Here is a 14,171-nt window from a genome sequence, read left to right as displayed (position 1 = left end):
CTGTCGCCATGAGCGACAGCACGAGGCCCGGCGAGCGCGAGAACCACACCGTCCTGCTGCGGGGCGGTGAGATCCACAGCCCCGCGGACCCCTTCGCCACGGCGATGGTCACCGAGGGCGGGCGCATCGCCTGGATCGGCTCCGAGGGAGCGGCCGACTCCTTCGCCGACGGCGTCGACGAGACGGTGCGGCTCGAAGGCGCTCTCGTCACCCCGGCCTTCACGGATGCACATGTGCACACCACCGCGACGGGACTCGCTCTGACGGGACTCGACCTGAGCGGCGTGCCCACCCTGGGCGAGGCCCTCGCCCGTATCGCCGCCTACGCGTCGTCCCGTCCGCACGACACCGTCCTGCTGGGCCACGGCTGGGACAGCACGGCCTGGCCGGAGCGCCGTCACCCCACGCGCGGCGAACTCGACGAGGCCACGGGCGGGCGGCCGTGCTACCTCACCCGCACCGACGCCCACTCCGCGCTGGTGACGACCGCGCTCCTCGACCTCGTCCCCGGCATCCGGGACATGACGGGCTTCGACGACGGCGAGCCGCTGACCCGCGACGCCCACCACGCCGCGCGGCGGCGGGCCCACGGCACCCTGACGCCCGCCCGCCGGGCGGAAGCCCAGCGGGCGGCGCTGGAACACGCCGCCTCCCTCGGCATCGGCGCCCTGCACGAGTGCGCGGGCCCTGACATCTCCTCCGAGGACGACCTCACCGCGCTCCTCGCCCTGGCGGCCGAGATCGACGGGCCACACGTGCGCGGCTACTGGGCTGAACCCGTCACCTCGCCCGCCGACGCCGCCCGCGTGCGTGCCCTCGGCGCCGTCGGTGCAGCGGGCGATCTGTTCGTCGACGGCTCGCTCGGCTCGCACACCGCACACCTGTCCGCCCCTTACGCCGACGCCGAGCACACCGGGGCCGGCTACCTCGACACCGCCGCGGTGGCCGCACACGTGGCGGCCTGCACCCGTGCGGGTCTCCAGGCGGGCTTCCACGCCATCGGCGACGCGGCCGTCGCCACCGTCACCGCGGGAGTGCGCGCGGCCGCCGAGGAGGTAGGCACCGACCGCGTACGGGCCGCCAGGCACCGCGTGGAGCACGCCGAGATGCTCACCGGTCAGACCATCGCCGACTTCGCCGAGTTCGCCCTCACCGCGTCCGTCCAGCCCGCCTTCGACGCGGCGTGGGGAGGCGAGGACCGCATGTACGCGACCCGCCTCGGCCCGGCGCGCGCCGCGACCCTCAACCCCTTTGCTGCGCTTCTGCGTTCGGGCGTCCCCCTGGCGCTCGGCTCCGACAGTCCGGTCACTCCGCTCGACCCGTGGGGCACGATCCGCGCCGCCGCCTTCCACCGCACACCGGAGCACCGCATCTCCGTACGCGGCGCCTTCACGGCACACACCCGCGGCGGCCGGCGTGCGGCCGGCGAGGACGAGGCGGGCGTCCTCGTCCCCGGCGCACCGGCGGACTACGCGCTCTGGCGCACCGGCGCACTGATCGTGCAGGCCCCCGATACGCGGGTCGCCAACTGGTCGACCGACCCCCGCTCCGGCACCCCCGGCCTGCCCGACCTCACCCCCGGCGCCCAACTGCCCGTCTGCCTGCGGACGGTGGTGGGGGGACGTACCGTCTTCAGGCGCCCGAACGAGTGATGTATGCGCGTCATGTGCGGGTGCCTGACGGCCCTTCAGCCGCCGGGCGCCGCCCGGGCCGCACAGCACTGACCTGCTGTTACGACGAAACGCCGCAGGTAGCGTCGCTGTTGACAGGCGACGCCCGCAGCCGGGTAGGTTCGGCCAGGTCCACCACAGGACGTCCGGCTTGCCACTCCCTCGCGCAGTCGTCGAACGCCGCTGGGCCAGAGGGTGGTGTACCGCACCGGGACACCACCACTGGGAGCCAGGTCCAGCGCCCACGGCACGGGGGCGGAAGGTTCAGGCTGGCCGGCAGGTGCGACCCGGGTGGGGCCCGGATGCTCAGTAGACAACGGCTCTCGGTCGACTCGCAGCCAGCGGGTCCCAGGTCGGCCCGAAGGGCACCGGGCCCCGACCCGTCGCCCGCGCCCTCGCGGCAGCCGGCGGTAGGCCCCGGCAGCCGCACCCCTCGTCAGAGCCTCGTCTCCGACGGGTTCCGCGCCTCCGCAGCGCCGCGGCGCTGAGCCGGGCAAGATCCTGGAGCCCCGCCGATCCGCCTCCCGCCGGACGTGCCGTGCGAGCGTGTCAGGCCCCTCATTTCCTCCCCGGCATTGCCGACCCACGCCCCGTCGGGGCGCCCGCGCGTTATACGGTCACATCACGACCTCACGACCTGCAGGAAGGGCGCGATCGTGCCATCGGGTTCCGACACCACAGCCGCATCCGCCGCGGGCGGCCGGCCCGCCGAGCGGCCGGGCACCCCCGACGGGACGCAGCCGCCCCGCAGCCTGCAGAAGGAGGAGGAAGGCGGAACCGGCACCGGCGCCGCGGACGCCGGACCGGCCACCGTGCAGCACCCCTCGGAGCCCGCCGAAGACGGGGCGCCCGCATCCCGGCAGGGGCGGCTGCGCCGCCTCAACGGCCTCATACGGCGCGAGACGCCGCGCACCGCTGCCGCCGCGGCGGCCGGCGTGGCCCTCGCTCTCGCGTTCCCTCCCTACGGGCTGTGGCCGCTGTCGATCCTCGCCGTGACCGCGCTCAGCCTGCTCACCCGTGGGCGCACCGTCCGGCAGGGGGCCTGGACGGGCTTCGCCTTCGGCTGGCCCTTCTTCACCGTCCTGCTCAAGTGGCTCCATGTGGTGGGCTGGGACGCCGTGTTGGGCCTCGCCTTCCTCGAGAGCCTCTTCGTCCTGCTCCTCGGTGCCGCGCTCGCCGTCACGTCACGTCTGCCGCTGTGGCCCCTGTGGGGCGCGTGCCTGTGGGTCGCGGAGGAGTGGGCGCGCGACCGTACGCCCTTCGGCGGCTTTCCGTGGGGGCGCATCGCCTTCGCCAACACCGGCTCGCCCTACACGCCGCTCGCCGCACTCGGGGGCGCGCCGCTTGTCACCTTCGCCGCCGCACTCACCGGGACCGCTCTCGCGGGTGCCGCGCTGGCGCTGTGGGGACTGCGCCGCAAAGTGCAGTCGGAGCGCGTCACCGACCCCGACTCCAGCACCCCCGTACCGGCGGGCGTCCGCAGCTACGCGGACCTCGTGCCGCTCCTGGGCTCGCTGACGCTCGCGGTCGCCGTCACCGGGGCCGGATACGCCGTGCCCGTCCCGACCGCCGCCGACGACACCGCCGACATCGCCGTCGTGCAGGGGGACGTGCAGCAGCCCGGCATGGAGTTCCTCGGGCGTCCCATGAAGATCCTCAACAACCACGTCGACGCGACGCTCGACCTCGCCCGCAAGGTGAAGGCCGGGAAGGTGAAGCAGCCCGAACTCGTCATCTGGCCGGAGAACTCCTCCGATCTGGACCCGTACAGGTGGCCCGAGGCGGGAGACCGCATCGACCAGGCGGCGAAGGCGATCGGCGTCCCCATCCTGGTCGGTGCTCTCGTCGACCACCCCAGCCGTGAGGGCTACGTCAAGAACCAGGGGATCGTCTGGGACCCGAAGAAGGGACCGGGCGCCTCCTACACAAAGCAGCACCCCGTGCCCTTCGGCGAGTACGTGCCCTTCCGCGACGAGCTCAGCAAGGTCATCACCCGGCTTCAGCGCATCCCGCGGGACTTCTGGCCCGGCGACCGCACGGGCGTGCTGCAGACCGGCCCCGCCCGCCTGGGCGACGTGATCTGCTTCGAGGTCGCCTACGACGAGATCCCCAGGGACACCGTCAACGCCGGCGCGCGCGCCCTCGTCGTGCAGACCAACAACGCCACGTACGGCAGGACGGGCCAGCCGGAGCAGCAGCTGGTGATGTCGAAACTGCGCGCGGTCGAGCACGGCCGGGCGGTCGTCACCGCGGCGCCCAGCGGCATCAGCGCCGTGGTCGCCCCCGACGGCACCATCCAGCAGCGCACGCAGGAGTTCGAGCGGGACGTGCTGACCGCGACGCTGCCCCTGCGCGACGACACCACGCTGGCCGACCGCGTCGGCGCCGCCCCGGAGTGGCTGCTCGCTATGGTGGGCGTCCTCTCCTGCGCCGCAGCCTGGTTCGCCGGGCGCAGCCGGTCCGTCCGGCAGGCGCAGCAGACGCGGCACGTACGGCAGAAGCAAGAGGGGCAGCAGTGACGGACGGCGGACAGCGGCGGCGGTACGGTCCGCTCGGCAGTGTTCTGGTGATCATCCCGACGTACAACGAGGCCGACAACATCGAGCTCGTCACCGCGCGCGTCCGCGAGTCCGTCCCCGAGGCGCACATCCTCGTCGCCGACGACAACAGCCCCGACGGGACAGGCAAGATCGCCGACGAGCTGGCCGCCCAGGACGACCGGATCAAGGTCCTCCACCGCAAGGGCAAGGAGGGCCTCGGCGCCGCCTACCTCGCGGGCTTCCGCTGGGGCATCGAGCACGGATACGGCGTGCTGGTCGAGATGGACGCCGACGGCTCGCACCAGCCGGAGGAGCTGCCGCGGCTGCTCACCGCTCTGAAGGGGGCCGATCTGGTGCTCGGTTCCCGCTGGGTGCCGGGCGGCCGGGTCGTCAACTGGCCGCGGTCGCGCGAGATCCTCTCCCGGGGCGGCAGCCTCTACTCGAGGGTGCTCCTCGACCTCCCGCTGCGGGACGTCACCGGCGGCTACCGGGCCTTCCGCAGCGAGACGCTGCAGGGCCTGGGCATCGACGCCGTGGCCTCACAGGGGTACTGCTTTCAGGTGGATCTCGCCCACCGGGCCGTCCGGGCGGGCTTCCACGTCGTGGAGGTGCCGATCACCTTCGTCGAGCGTGAGCGCGGCGACTCGAAGATGAGCCGCAGCATCGCGACGGAGGCGCTGTGGCGGGTCGCCGTCTGGGGTGTGCAGGGCCGGGTGAAGCGGCTGCTCGGCCACAGGCACACTTGAACCATGACGAGCCGTGCACCGTTTCCCTACGGGCCCTCCGGCGAGCAGCCGGGCGGCGAGACCCCCGGCGCCGCGAAGGGCCGTGACCCCGTCCCGCGTTCCCGCGTCCGTCGGTTCCTCCCGCTCGCGGTGGCCGCATGGGCGCTGCTGGAGATCTGGCTTCTGACTCTCGTGGCCGACGCGGCCGGCGGTCTGGCCGTGCTCGGGCTGCTGGTGGCGGGGTTCGTGGTGGGGGCCGTCGTCATCAAGCGCGCCGGGCGGAGAGCCTGGCGCAGGCTCTCCGAGCAGGTGCAGCAGGCGCAGTCCCAGGCCGCCGGGGGAGCGGGCGGCGAAGCGCCGCGACGCGACGATCGCGCGGGCGGCGGGAACGCGCTGCTGATGCTCGGCGGGCTGCTGCTGATGGTGCCCGGCCTCCTCTCCGACGCCGCCGGGCTGCTGTGCCTCTTCCCACCGACCGCCGCGCTGATGCGCCGCAGTACGCGGCGCCACCTGGAGCGCCGCTCGGGCTTCGCGCCCGGCAGCCTCGGGGACGCCTACCAGCAGGCCCGCAAGGCGGAGGAGCAGATGCGCATCCACCGCCCCGACGGCAAGATCGTCGAGGGCGAGGTCATCGAGGGCGAGGTCGTACGGGACGACGACCCGCCCACGCGCTGAGCGGCCCGGCGCCCCGGCGCCCCGGCCGGAGTCCGCACAGCGAAGCGCGGCCCGGTGACCATGCGAGATGGTCACCGGGCCGCGTTCGTGTTCACGAAGCCGCTGTGCGCCCGACGCGGTGCTGACCGCGCCGTTCAGGCCCTCAGGCGGACTTGCGCTTGTTGTTGCCGTCCCGCGGGTGGACCGCGAGATTCATCGTGCCGGACCGGAGCACGGCCAGCCGCTCCGCGAGAACCTCTTCGAGCTCCTCACGGGTGCGCCGTTCCATGAGCATGTCCCAGTGCGTACGCGCCGGCTTGCCCTTCTTCTCCTCCGGTCCTTCGCCGTCCACGAGGAGTGCCTGTGCACCGCACACCTTGCACTCCCACTCGGGCGGGATCTCGGCCTCTACAGAGAACGGCATCTCAAAGCGATGGCCGCTCTCACATGCGTACTCCACGGCCTGGCGCGGTGCCAGGTCGATACCGCGGTCGGTCTCGTAGCTGGTCACCACGAGTCGCGTGCCGCGAAGAGCTCGCTCACTCATGAATTCGTGCCTCCCGGGCTTGTCGCCCACAGGACAGGTATGTCGCTGTCGTCGTCATCTGGTCAACGTCCGGTCGGCGGTGAAGATTCCCGAAACGGGAGATGCGTCGTCCGTCGTGCCGCCCTTCTGATACCCACCAATGACCGGTTTGTCACAACTGGCAGGAGATGTCACCCAGCGATCTCATCTCCCGCCGTGCAGTAACGCTCCATCCGGCGAGTCGGGGGCGTACACTACCGGGCCGCCGCCGCATGTCCTAAATCCGCTCCGGCAACGGGTTCCCCGCGGCCTTCGCCGCCCGCTCCACCGGTACCCGCAGAAGCAGGACGAAACCGAGGACGAAGAAGACGAGAAGCGAGATGATCGCGGCGCGGTAGCTCTCCGTCAGCTGGTAGGCCAGCCCGAACACAAGAGGTCCCAGCCAGCTCGTCCCGCGGTCGCTCACCTCGTACAGGGAGAAGAACTCCCCCTCCTTGCCGGGCGGTACGAGCTGGGAGAACAGCGAACGGGACAGCGCCTGGCTGCCTCCCATCACCAGCCCGATCCCCGCGGCCAGCACGAAGAAGTACCCCGGGGCGCCGGCCGGCAGGAAGTATCCGGCGGCGACCGTCGCCGTCCAGGCCGCAAGGGACCCGAGGATCGTGCGCTTGGCGCCGTAGTGCTGTGCGAGGCGCCCCATCAGCAGCGCCCCGGCCACGGCCAGCACCTGGACGAGCAGGATCGCGGAGATGAGGGTCGTCTGGTCCAGGCCCAGTTCCTCCGAGCCGAAGACGGACGCCTGCGTGATGACGGTCTGCACCCCGTCGTTGTAGACGAGGTACGCCAGCAGGAAGAGCATCGTGAGCCTGTAGCGCCGCAGTTCACGCGCCGTCTCGGCGAGCTGCCGCCAGCCGCTGAGCAGCGATACGCGTTCACCCGCGGCCGTCCCCGGGCGCTCCCGCAGCCGCCGCAGCGGCACGATCGTGAAGACGGCCCACCACACTCCGGCCGAGGCGATGCAGATGCGGGCGGCCGAACCCTCGGTGACTCCGAGGGAGTCGTGGCCGAGGAAGAGGGCGAGGTTGCCGACGAGGACGATCGAGCCCGCCGCGTAGCCGAAGGCCCAGCCGCGTGAGGAGACGGCGTCCCGCTCCTCCGGCCCCGCGATCTGCGGCAGGAACGCGTTGTAGATCACCGCCGCCACCGCGAAGCCCACGTTCGCGACGACGAGCAGCACCCCGCCCAGCAGGTAGCGCTCGCCCTCCAGGAAGAACATCCCGGATGTGGCCCCGGCGCCCACGTAGGCGGCCACTCCGAGGATCGGCTTCTTACGGCCGGTCCGGTCGGCTATCGCGCCGGCGAGCGGCATCACCAGCACGGACAGCAGGACGGAGGCGGAGACCGCGTAGGCGAAGAACGAACCGGCCCGCACCGGGACGCCCAGCGGATGGACGAAACCCTCGGCGTCGGCGGCGGCCTTGGCAATCCCCGTCAGGTACGGCCCGAGGAAGACGGTGAGCACCGAGGTGGAGAAGACCGAGTTGGCCCAGTCGTAGAAGTACCAGCCGCGCTGCTCACGGCGGCGCTCGGCCGTGCCGTCCCCGGCTCCGGCGTCGGTCACGACTGCACTCACAGCTGTCCCCCTGCCTCCGCGGCACCTCGTGGTGCCTGCACGCGCTGCCCGTCCCGTCCGCGTCCGCGGCGGGCGCGCGCGTGCTGCGGTCCGGCTAGTGGGAAGGGCCGGGCAGCCACGCGTGCCGCTCGGTGAGGACTTCGCGCAGTGTCTCGATGTGATCGGTCACAATGCCGTCAACTCCCAGGTCGAGCAACTCCTCCATCCGATCCCGTTCGTTGACGGTCCAGACGTGCACCTGCATCCGGCGGGCGTGGGCGGCCCGAACGAAGGCCCGGTCGACCACCGGAATCCCCGAACGATGACGCTCGGGGACCTGCACGCACACCGCGCCGCGCCGCACCGCCCACGCCGGGAGCAGGCCGTACGAGCGCAGCCGGAGGCGTATCACCCCGCGGGTCCCGAGGGACGTGGCGAGCCGGGGACCGGCGAGGTCCTGGGCCCGCGCCACTCTGGCCTCGTCGAAGGAGCCCACGCACACCCGTGCCCACGCCTCCTGCTCGGCGAGCAGTTCGAGCAGGGGCAGGAGCGCGGCGTCGGCCTTGACGTCGATGTTCCAGCGGGCCCAGGGGAAGGCCCGCAGCAGGTCCCGCATGAGGGGCAGCGGCTCGCTGCCGCCGATGCGGGCCTGCCGCACCTCGGACCAGGTCAGCTCGCCGATCACGCCCCGGGCGTCCGTCACGCGCTCCAGCGTGGCGTCGTGGAAGGCGACGAGCTGCCCGTCGGCCGTGGCGTGCACGTCGGTCTCCAGGTAGCGGTAGCCGAGCCGCACGGCGTGCTCGAAGGCGCTGAAGGTGTTCTCCAGGCCCTCGGCGGCGCCGCCCCGGTGGGCGAAGGCCAGGGGTGCCGGATGGTCGAGGAAGGGATGCCGCGGCGCCCGGCGTGCGGGGCGGGCGCGGTGCGGGGGCCCGGGGGAGGCGGGATGCTCGGCGCTCATCACCGCCGCAGTATCGCGCGGGGCCGTCCCGCGGCGGGAGCGGGGTGCGCCAGGCGCCGCGGTCTTGGCCGTGCGCGGCGCGCTATGCGCGGGGTTCGTGCGGCGGCGCGGGTGAGGGCGGCCGTACGTCCTCGCCGTCCGCCGGGCCGCCCCCGCGGACGGGTGCCGCGGGAGGCCCCGGGACCGCGAACACCCGCAGGAAGAGCTGCGAGAGAGGGCCGATCGCCAGCGCGTACAGGACGGTGCCGACCCCGGCCGTGCCGCCCAGCAGCAAGCCGGAGACCAGGACGGTCGCTTCGATTCCCGTGCGTACGAGCCGGATCGAACGGCCCGTCACGCGGTGCAGCCCCGTCATCAGTCCGTCGCGGGGGCCGGGGCCGAAGCGCGCCGAGATGTAGAGGCCGGTGGCAACGCCGTTGAGGACGACGGCCGCCACCATCAGCGGGATCTGCGCCGCGAGCGCGTCAGGGGTGGGTACGAGGGAGATCGTGCCGTCCATGGCGAGCCCGACCAGCAGGGCGTTGGAGACCGTGCCGAGGCCGGGGCGCTGGCGCAGCGGCACCCACAGCAGCAGCACCACGCCGCTCGCGATGATCGCGACGACGCCGATCGACAGGTCCGTGCGCTCGGCGACGCCCTGGTGGAGGACGTCCCACGGGTCGAGCCCCAGGCCGGCCTGGACCATCAGGCCGGCGCTCGCCCCGTACAGCAGCAGTCCCGCGTACAGCTGCGTCAGACGGCGGCCGAGGTACTTGCGCGGCCCGCCGGGTGCTGCCCGGCCGGTACCGCGCGCTGCCTTGAAGACGGGCAAGACCGGCCCCTTTCCTCGACGTCCCCCGACGTCCCCCGACATTCCGCGACGTTCCTCGGTATCCCTCGGCATCTCTGGCCTCGTGGCTTCCGTCGAGCCCTCGGGCCCCCTTCGGCGCTCCGCAGCGCGTCGGCGCTACGCCGCGCTGCGTTGCGTGCCGCGTCAGGACTCCTGGCGCCGGCGAGTGCATGCGTGGCAGTCTGGAACCGTCGATCAGGCCACATCCATGGCCAATCCGGGGAAGGTGGACCGCAATCATGGCGCAGTGGACCTCTGCTGTCGGAGCGCCGCAGCTCGCGCGGCTGCTGGCCTCCCAGCGTGCCGCCACCGCGGCGGAGGCCGGACACCGCGTGCCCGCGTACCGGTCGCTGGCCGACGGCGTACGCCTGCTCGTGCTGGAAGGCCGCCTGCCGGTCGCCACCCGCCTCCCGGCCGAGCGCGAACTCGCCTCGGCCCTGCGCGTCAGCCGGACGACGGTGGCCGCCGCCTTCGAGGCCCTCCGCAACGACGGCTTCCTCGCGTCGCGTCGCGGCTCCGGCAGCTGGACCGCGGTCCCCGCCGGGAAGCCGCTGCCCACCCGTGGACTGGAACCGCTGCCGCCCGAGTCCGCCGGTTCGGTCATCGACCTCGCCTGCGCCTCGTTCCTGGCCCCCGAACCGCATCTCACCGACGCCTTCCGGGGCGCGGTGGGCGATCTCGCGCCCTACACCCACACGCACGGCAACTACCCCGCCGGACTCCCCGCGCTGCGGGAGGCGCTCGCCCAGCGCTACACGGCGCGCGGTGTGCCCACCATGCCCGAGCAGATCATGGTCACGACCGGTGCCATGGGGGCCGTCGCCGCCCTCGCGCGTCTCCTCACCCCGCGCGGTGAGCGGGTCGCCGTCGAGCACCCTTCGTACGCCAACGTGCTGCACCTGCTGCGGGACGCCGGCGCTCGGCTGGTGCCCGTGCCGATGGCGGCGGAACTGGCGGGCTGGGACCTGCCCGCCTGGCAGCAGGCGTTCCGGGACACGGCTCCCCGCATGGCCTACGTCATCGCCGATTACCACAACCCCACGGGAGCGCTCGCGACGGACGACCAGCGGCGTGACCTGGTGGCGGCCGCGCGGGCGGCCGGGACGGTCCTCGTCGCGGACGAGTCGATGACCGATCTGACTCTCGACGAGGAGGCCGAACTCCCGCGTCCCGTCGCCGCGTTCGACCCGGGCGGCTCGGCCGTCATCACCGTCGGCTCCGTCAGCAAGGCCATCTGGGCGGGTCTGCGCATCGGCTGGGTGCGTGCCGCGCCGGAGGTGATCCGCAGCCTCGTCGCGGCCCGGGTCTACGCGGACCTCGGCAGCCCCGTACTCGAACAGCTCGCCGTCGCCCGCCTGATGACGGGCGACGGCTGGGACGCGGCGGTGGCGGTGCGGCGCGCCCGGGCCCGGGAGAACCGCGACGCGCTCGTCACCGCCCTGCGGGACCGGCTGCCCGACTGGGAGTTCACCGTTCCACGGGGCGGCCTGACCCTCTGGACGCGTACGGGCGGGCTGTCCGGCTCGCGCATCGCGGACGCCGGTGAGCGCATCGGGGTACGGGTGCCCGCAGGGACCCGCTTCGGGGTGGACGGTGCCTTCGAGGGCTACGTGCGGCTGCTCTTCACCGTCGCCGATCCGCTCGTCGACGAGGCGGTCGCCCGCCTCGCGAAAGCCGCCGACATGGTGCGTACGGGCGCGGTCCCCGAGGGGGACGTCCCCCGCACCTACGTGGCCTGAGCGCCTGCCTGCTGCTCCGAGACCGCCAGGGGCGCCGCTGCGGCCGAGGCCGCTGCCGTACCGGTGACGCTCTTCTCCGGCGCGGAGGCCGTCGGCACGGCGGGGTGCGCTCCCTGCTGAGCGGACGGCTCCGGCGGCACCGGCATGCCCGGTTCCCGCGTCCGGACACCCGTGCCGCCCGCTGTGCGCCCGCTCGCCGGAGGCGGCAACAGCCGCAGTACGGCCCGCCGTTCGCCCTCGTTCGCGGCGTCGTCGAGCGGGTCGGGGGTCGCCGGAACCTGGAGCCGGAGCACGGGGCCCGCGCCCAGCCGTGCGAACCCGCGGCCCGGAGGCGTGAGCGGCCCGGGCGGGGAGACGGCGTCCACGCCGAGCACCGACCAGGCCTCCTCAGGAGACGCCGTGCCGAGCACGACGCGGGCCCTGCAGTAGGAGCGCACGGCGCGGTTCAGCTCGTCCGCGCATTCGAAGTGCTCGGCCACGACGACCGTCACGTTCGCCGCCCGCCCGTGCCGCAGCGGGACCTGGAGCAGCTCCTGGGGGTCGCGTCTGCCCTCCGTACGGGCCAGATGGCTCAGCGCGGCGGGCCTGTCGAGGACGATCCACAGCGGCCGCCGGGCGTCGTCGGGGACGAGATTTCCCGCCTGCCGGGCGCGGCTCGCCACGGACAGGCGCCGTTCCGTCTCGTGCACCGCCCACTCCGCGCACGCCACCGCCCCCGTCAGCGACGTCTCCACGGCGAGGACGCCGGCCCGCCCCGCGAGGCACGCGTACTCCCCGGAGCCGCTGCCGTCGACGACCAGGACGTCGCCGTGTTCGAGAGCCTGCAGGACCACCGAGCGGAGCAGCGTGGTCGAGCCCGCACCGGGCGCACCGACGACGAGGAGGTGCGACTCCGTCGCCCGCGCGCCCGTACGCCACACGACCGGGGGGACGTCGCGCGCCTGGCCCGCATCGGTGACGGGCACCCGGCGGTGCACCGAGTCCGCGTCGGTGAAGCCGAGGACGACCTCGCCCGGGCCCGTCACGAACCGCTGGGCGCGGATGCCCTCGGGCAGCGGCTCGGGGACGGTCATCTCCAACTCGTTGCGTTCCTCGTCCCACACGAAGCGGTACTCGCGGTCGCGCCCCGACTTGGCGCCGAGCAGCCGCTCGACGAGGAAGCGGAGCTTCGCGTCGCTGTCACGGAAGTGGGCGGGATAGCGCAGCAGCAGACGGCCGATGCGTCCGTCGTCGGCGAACTCGATCTCCTCGAAAGCCCGTTCCCAGCTGCCGTCGTGGGCGAACAGCGGCTGCGGGTTCGGATCGTCCGGCAGCGCGAAGAGGGGGACCAGCGCCTCGTAGACCGCCTGCAGCCGCGCACTCTCCTCCTCGCTGGGATCGGCGCCCACGCCTGCGCCCTCCCGGCCCTGCCAGGCGGCGGCGCCCACCACCAGGACCACGGCGAACGCCGGACCCCACGGCATCAGCGCCACCACCAGCACGCCCACTCCCAGCAGGAAGAGCACCGGGCCGCGGCGCTCCTTCGGCGTCCGGCACCACCAGCGCACGGCGAGCACGACCAGACGGCCGAGCCCCCGGACGAGCGTGATCACGGGATGCAGTACGTCGAGGGCACCGTCGGTGCCGGAGCGTACGAGGCTGTGCGCCCGCCCGGTCATCGCCGGGCCCGGACCCCGTCGCGGCCGGGGGAGCGGCCAACGCGCCACGGAACCTCCTGAGAGAAGCGGACCTCTGCGGCCGGATGGCGGCGAGGCGTCCGCCGTCGCCGTTTCAGAACTTGATGCCGCCGAGCAGCCCGGCCAGGCTCGCGCCGCCCGCCTTGATGCTCGGTGCGATGGCGGTGCCCGCCAGGTAGAAGCCGAACAGCGCGCAGACCAGCGCGTGCGAGAACTTCAGGCCGTCCTTGCGGGTGAAGAGGAAAATGATGAAGCCGAGCAGGAGGACGCCGGAGATGCTGAGAATCATGGGGACTCCTGATGTAGGGGACATCACCCTGAGTTCCTTCAGGTTCACAGAAAGTGCACAGGCTGGGAAACGGGCAACCGGGTGATTCACCGCGGGCCCGTCGGCGTCCGGCGGCGAGTGTCAGTGCGCGGACCCGGTGCCGCTGTCCTCGCGCCGGCCCAGCAGCCTCTCGGAGGCCCGGTCCTGCAGCCTCGTCAGGAACCCGGCGGCGAGCAGGCATACGAGCTGGATCCCGAACGCGGCCAGCGCGTGGACGGCCCACGCCCCGGCGAGCGTCGGACCACCCCACGCGCGGTCGAAGGCGTGGTCGGGGGTGAAGGGGTGCCCGAAGGCGCCGTAGGAGGCGTCGGGGCGGAAGCCGTACAGGTAGCCGGAGAAGACGACCACCGCCGACAGTGCGACGAGTCCGAAGCAGGCAGCCGAGGGCAGCGCCACCGCGGCGCTGTGACGGAGTGTCCGCGCAGCTCCCGTCCCGCCGCGCGGTGCGGGCAGCTCACCCGGTCCCCAGCGGCGCAGCACCGTCCGCTGGGCGCTCGCCGCCCGCTCGCTGCTGCCGAGCAGCGCCATCGGCACGGCGGCGAGCGCGAGGGGGAATCCGAGCGCGGAACGTACGGCGAGACGACCGGCGCGGGTGAGGCGGCCGTGCCGGACGGGGCGGGACGCGCCCTGAGCGCCCCGCTCCGTGCCGTGACCGGTGCGGGGTGAGGTCTGAGCGGTGCCGCGCTCGCGCATCCGACTGTCCCCCTGTCGTGGTCGTCGCCCCTCGCGGATGTTCCGCGAACCGGTGCCGGTCGCCGCCGCACCCCCGCGGCGCCCGGACCGTCAGTGTCGTGCGGGACGGGCGGCGGGGTCGATGGGGGCAGCGGGAGGCGGACGGTGGTGCTGGCCCCACCGCCCGCGGCGGCGGGCCTCCGGACCGGCCGGTGACAGGGTTCCGGTGCAGCGCGCCGTCC

The 14,171-nt window shown here is 73.5% G+C and carries 12 protein-coding genes; 5 read left to right on the top strand and 7 right to left on the bottom strand.

Annotated features, from left to right (window positions below):
* Positions 1-8: 8 nt before the first annotated feature.
* The 4 genes from H181DRAFT_RS00710 (at position 9) to fxsA (ending at position 5,610) form a co-directional block, all read left to right on the top strand.
* Positions 9-1,652, top strand: coding sequence for an amidohydrolase (locus tag H181DRAFT_RS00710; RefSeq protein ID WP_045862165.1), 1,644 nt, complete (start codon positions 9-11; stop codon positions 1,650-1,652).
* 830 nt (positions 1,653-2,482) lie between these two features.
* Complete coding sequence (lnt, locus tag H181DRAFT_RS00705) at positions 2,483-4,189, top strand: apolipoprotein N-acyltransferase (RefSeq protein WP_074467676.1); 1,707 nt, start codon at positions 2,483-2,485, stop codon at positions 4,187-4,189.
* Positions 4,186-4,956, top strand: a complete 771-nt coding sequence (locus H181DRAFT_RS00700) for a polyprenol monophosphomannose synthase (protein ID WP_045862163.1) — start codon at positions 4,186-4,188, stop codon at positions 4,954-4,956. The genes lnt and H181DRAFT_RS00700 overlap by 4 nt, the downstream gene beginning before the upstream one ends.
* Before the next feature lie 3 nt (positions 4,957-4,959).
* Positions 4,960-5,610 (top strand): FxsA family membrane protein, encoded by a 651-nt coding sequence (fxsA, locus tag H181DRAFT_RS00695; RefSeq protein WP_045862162.1) that lies wholly within the window; start codon positions 4,960-4,962, stop codon positions 5,608-5,610.
* Between the two features lie 142 nt (positions 5,611-5,752).
* On the opposite strand, the gene H181DRAFT_RS00690 is transcribed toward fxsA, so the two are convergent.
* The 4 genes from H181DRAFT_RS00690 to H181DRAFT_RS00675 all read right to left on the bottom strand — a co-directional run bounded on the left by H181DRAFT_RS00690 (position 5,753) and on the right by H181DRAFT_RS00675 (position 9,496).
* Positions 5,753-6,136: an RNA polymerase-binding protein RbpA gene (locus H181DRAFT_RS00690; protein ID WP_028434437.1), complete on the bottom strand. Its 384-nt coding sequence runs from the start codon at positions 6,134-6,136 to the stop codon at positions 5,753-5,755.
* A 256-nt stretch (positions 6,137-6,392) separates the two neighbouring features.
* A complete protein-coding gene (locus tag H181DRAFT_RS00685) occupies positions 6,393-7,748 on the bottom strand; it encodes an MFS transporter (protein WP_045862161.1) in 1,356 nt (451 codons plus the stop codon).
* A gap of 94 nt (positions 7,749-7,842) precedes the next feature.
* A complete protein-coding gene (locus tag H181DRAFT_RS00680; protein ID WP_078895394.1) occupies positions 7,843-8,685 on the bottom strand; it encodes a glycerophosphodiester phosphodiesterase family protein in 843 nt (280 codons plus the stop codon).
* An 82-nt stretch (positions 8,686-8,767) separates the two neighbouring features.
* A complete protein-coding gene (locus tag H181DRAFT_RS00675; RefSeq protein ID WP_045862160.1) occupies positions 8,768-9,496 on the bottom strand; it encodes a membrane protein YczE in 729 nt (242 codons plus the stop codon).
* Between the two features lie 257 nt (positions 9,497-9,753).
* On the opposite strand from H181DRAFT_RS00675, the gene H181DRAFT_RS00670 reads away from it, so the two are divergent.
* Entirely contained in the window at positions 9,754-11,253 is a 1,500-nt protein-coding gene (locus H181DRAFT_RS00670; RefSeq protein WP_045862159.1) for a MocR-like transcription factor YczR, read from the top strand.
* Here the strand turns inward: H181DRAFT_RS00670 and H181DRAFT_RS00665 are convergent.
* The 3 genes from H181DRAFT_RS00665 to H181DRAFT_RS00655 all read right to left on the bottom strand — a co-directional run bounded on the left by H181DRAFT_RS00665 (position 11,241) and on the right by H181DRAFT_RS00655 (position 13,950).
* Entirely contained in the window at positions 11,241-12,911 is a 1,671-nt protein-coding gene (locus H181DRAFT_RS00665) for a hypothetical protein (RefSeq protein ID WP_074467654.1), read from the bottom strand. The genes H181DRAFT_RS00670 and H181DRAFT_RS00665 overlap by 13 nt on opposite strands.
* 112 nt (positions 12,912-13,023) lie before the next feature.
* Positions 13,024-13,218 (bottom strand): hypothetical protein, encoded by a 195-nt coding sequence (locus H181DRAFT_RS00660; RefSeq protein ID WP_045862158.1) that lies wholly within the window; start codon positions 13,216-13,218, stop codon positions 13,024-13,026.
* Between the two features lie 120 nt (positions 13,219-13,338).
* Positions 13,339-13,950, bottom strand: coding sequence for a hypothetical protein (locus H181DRAFT_RS00655; protein ID WP_052708393.1), 612 nt, complete (start codon positions 13,948-13,950; stop codon positions 13,339-13,341).
* Between the last annotated feature and the right edge of the window lie 221 nt (positions 13,951-14,171).

This window comes from Streptomyces sp. WMMB 714, assembly GCF_900090125.1.
Lineage (GTDB): Bacteria > Actinomycetota > Actinomycetes > Streptomycetales > Streptomycetaceae > Streptomyces > Streptomyces daqingensis.
Note: the sequence above shows the minus strand (reverse complement) of the source record. Positions and strands in the feature narration are given on the sequence as shown.

Bases quoted from the DNA above. Each gene is read 5' to 3' on its own strand.
- H181DRAFT_RS00680 (WP_078895394.1), bottom strand. From the start codon at position 8,685: ATGAGCGCCGAGCATCCCGCCTCCCCCGGGCCCCCGCACCGCGCCCGC.
- H181DRAFT_RS00670 (WP_045862159.1), top strand. From the start codon at position 9,754: ATGGCGCAGTGGACCTCTGCTGTCGGAGCGCCGCAGCTCGCGCGGCTG.
- H181DRAFT_RS00660 (WP_045862158.1), bottom strand. From the start codon at position 13,218: ATGATTCTCAGCATCTCCGGCGTCCTCCTGCTCGGCTTCATCATTTTC.
- H181DRAFT_RS00690 (WP_028434437.1), bottom strand. From the start codon at position 6,136: ATGAGTGAGCGAGCTCTTCGCGGCACGCGACTCGTGGTGACCAGCTAC.
- H181DRAFT_RS00655 (WP_052708393.1), bottom strand. From the start codon at position 13,950: ATGCGCGAGCGCGGCACCGCTCAGACCTCACCCCGCACCGGTCACGGC.
- H181DRAFT_RS00710 (WP_045862165.1), top strand. From the start codon at position 9: ATGAGCGACAGCACGAGGCCCGGCGAGCGCGAGAACCACACCGTCCTG.
- H181DRAFT_RS00665 (WP_074467654.1), bottom strand. From the start codon at position 12,911: ATGACCGGGCGGGCGCACAGCCTCGTACGCTCCGGCACCGACGGTGCC.
- fxsA (WP_045862162.1), top strand. From the start codon at position 4,960: ATGACGAGCCGTGCACCGTTTCCCTACGGGCCCTCCGGCGAGCAGCCG.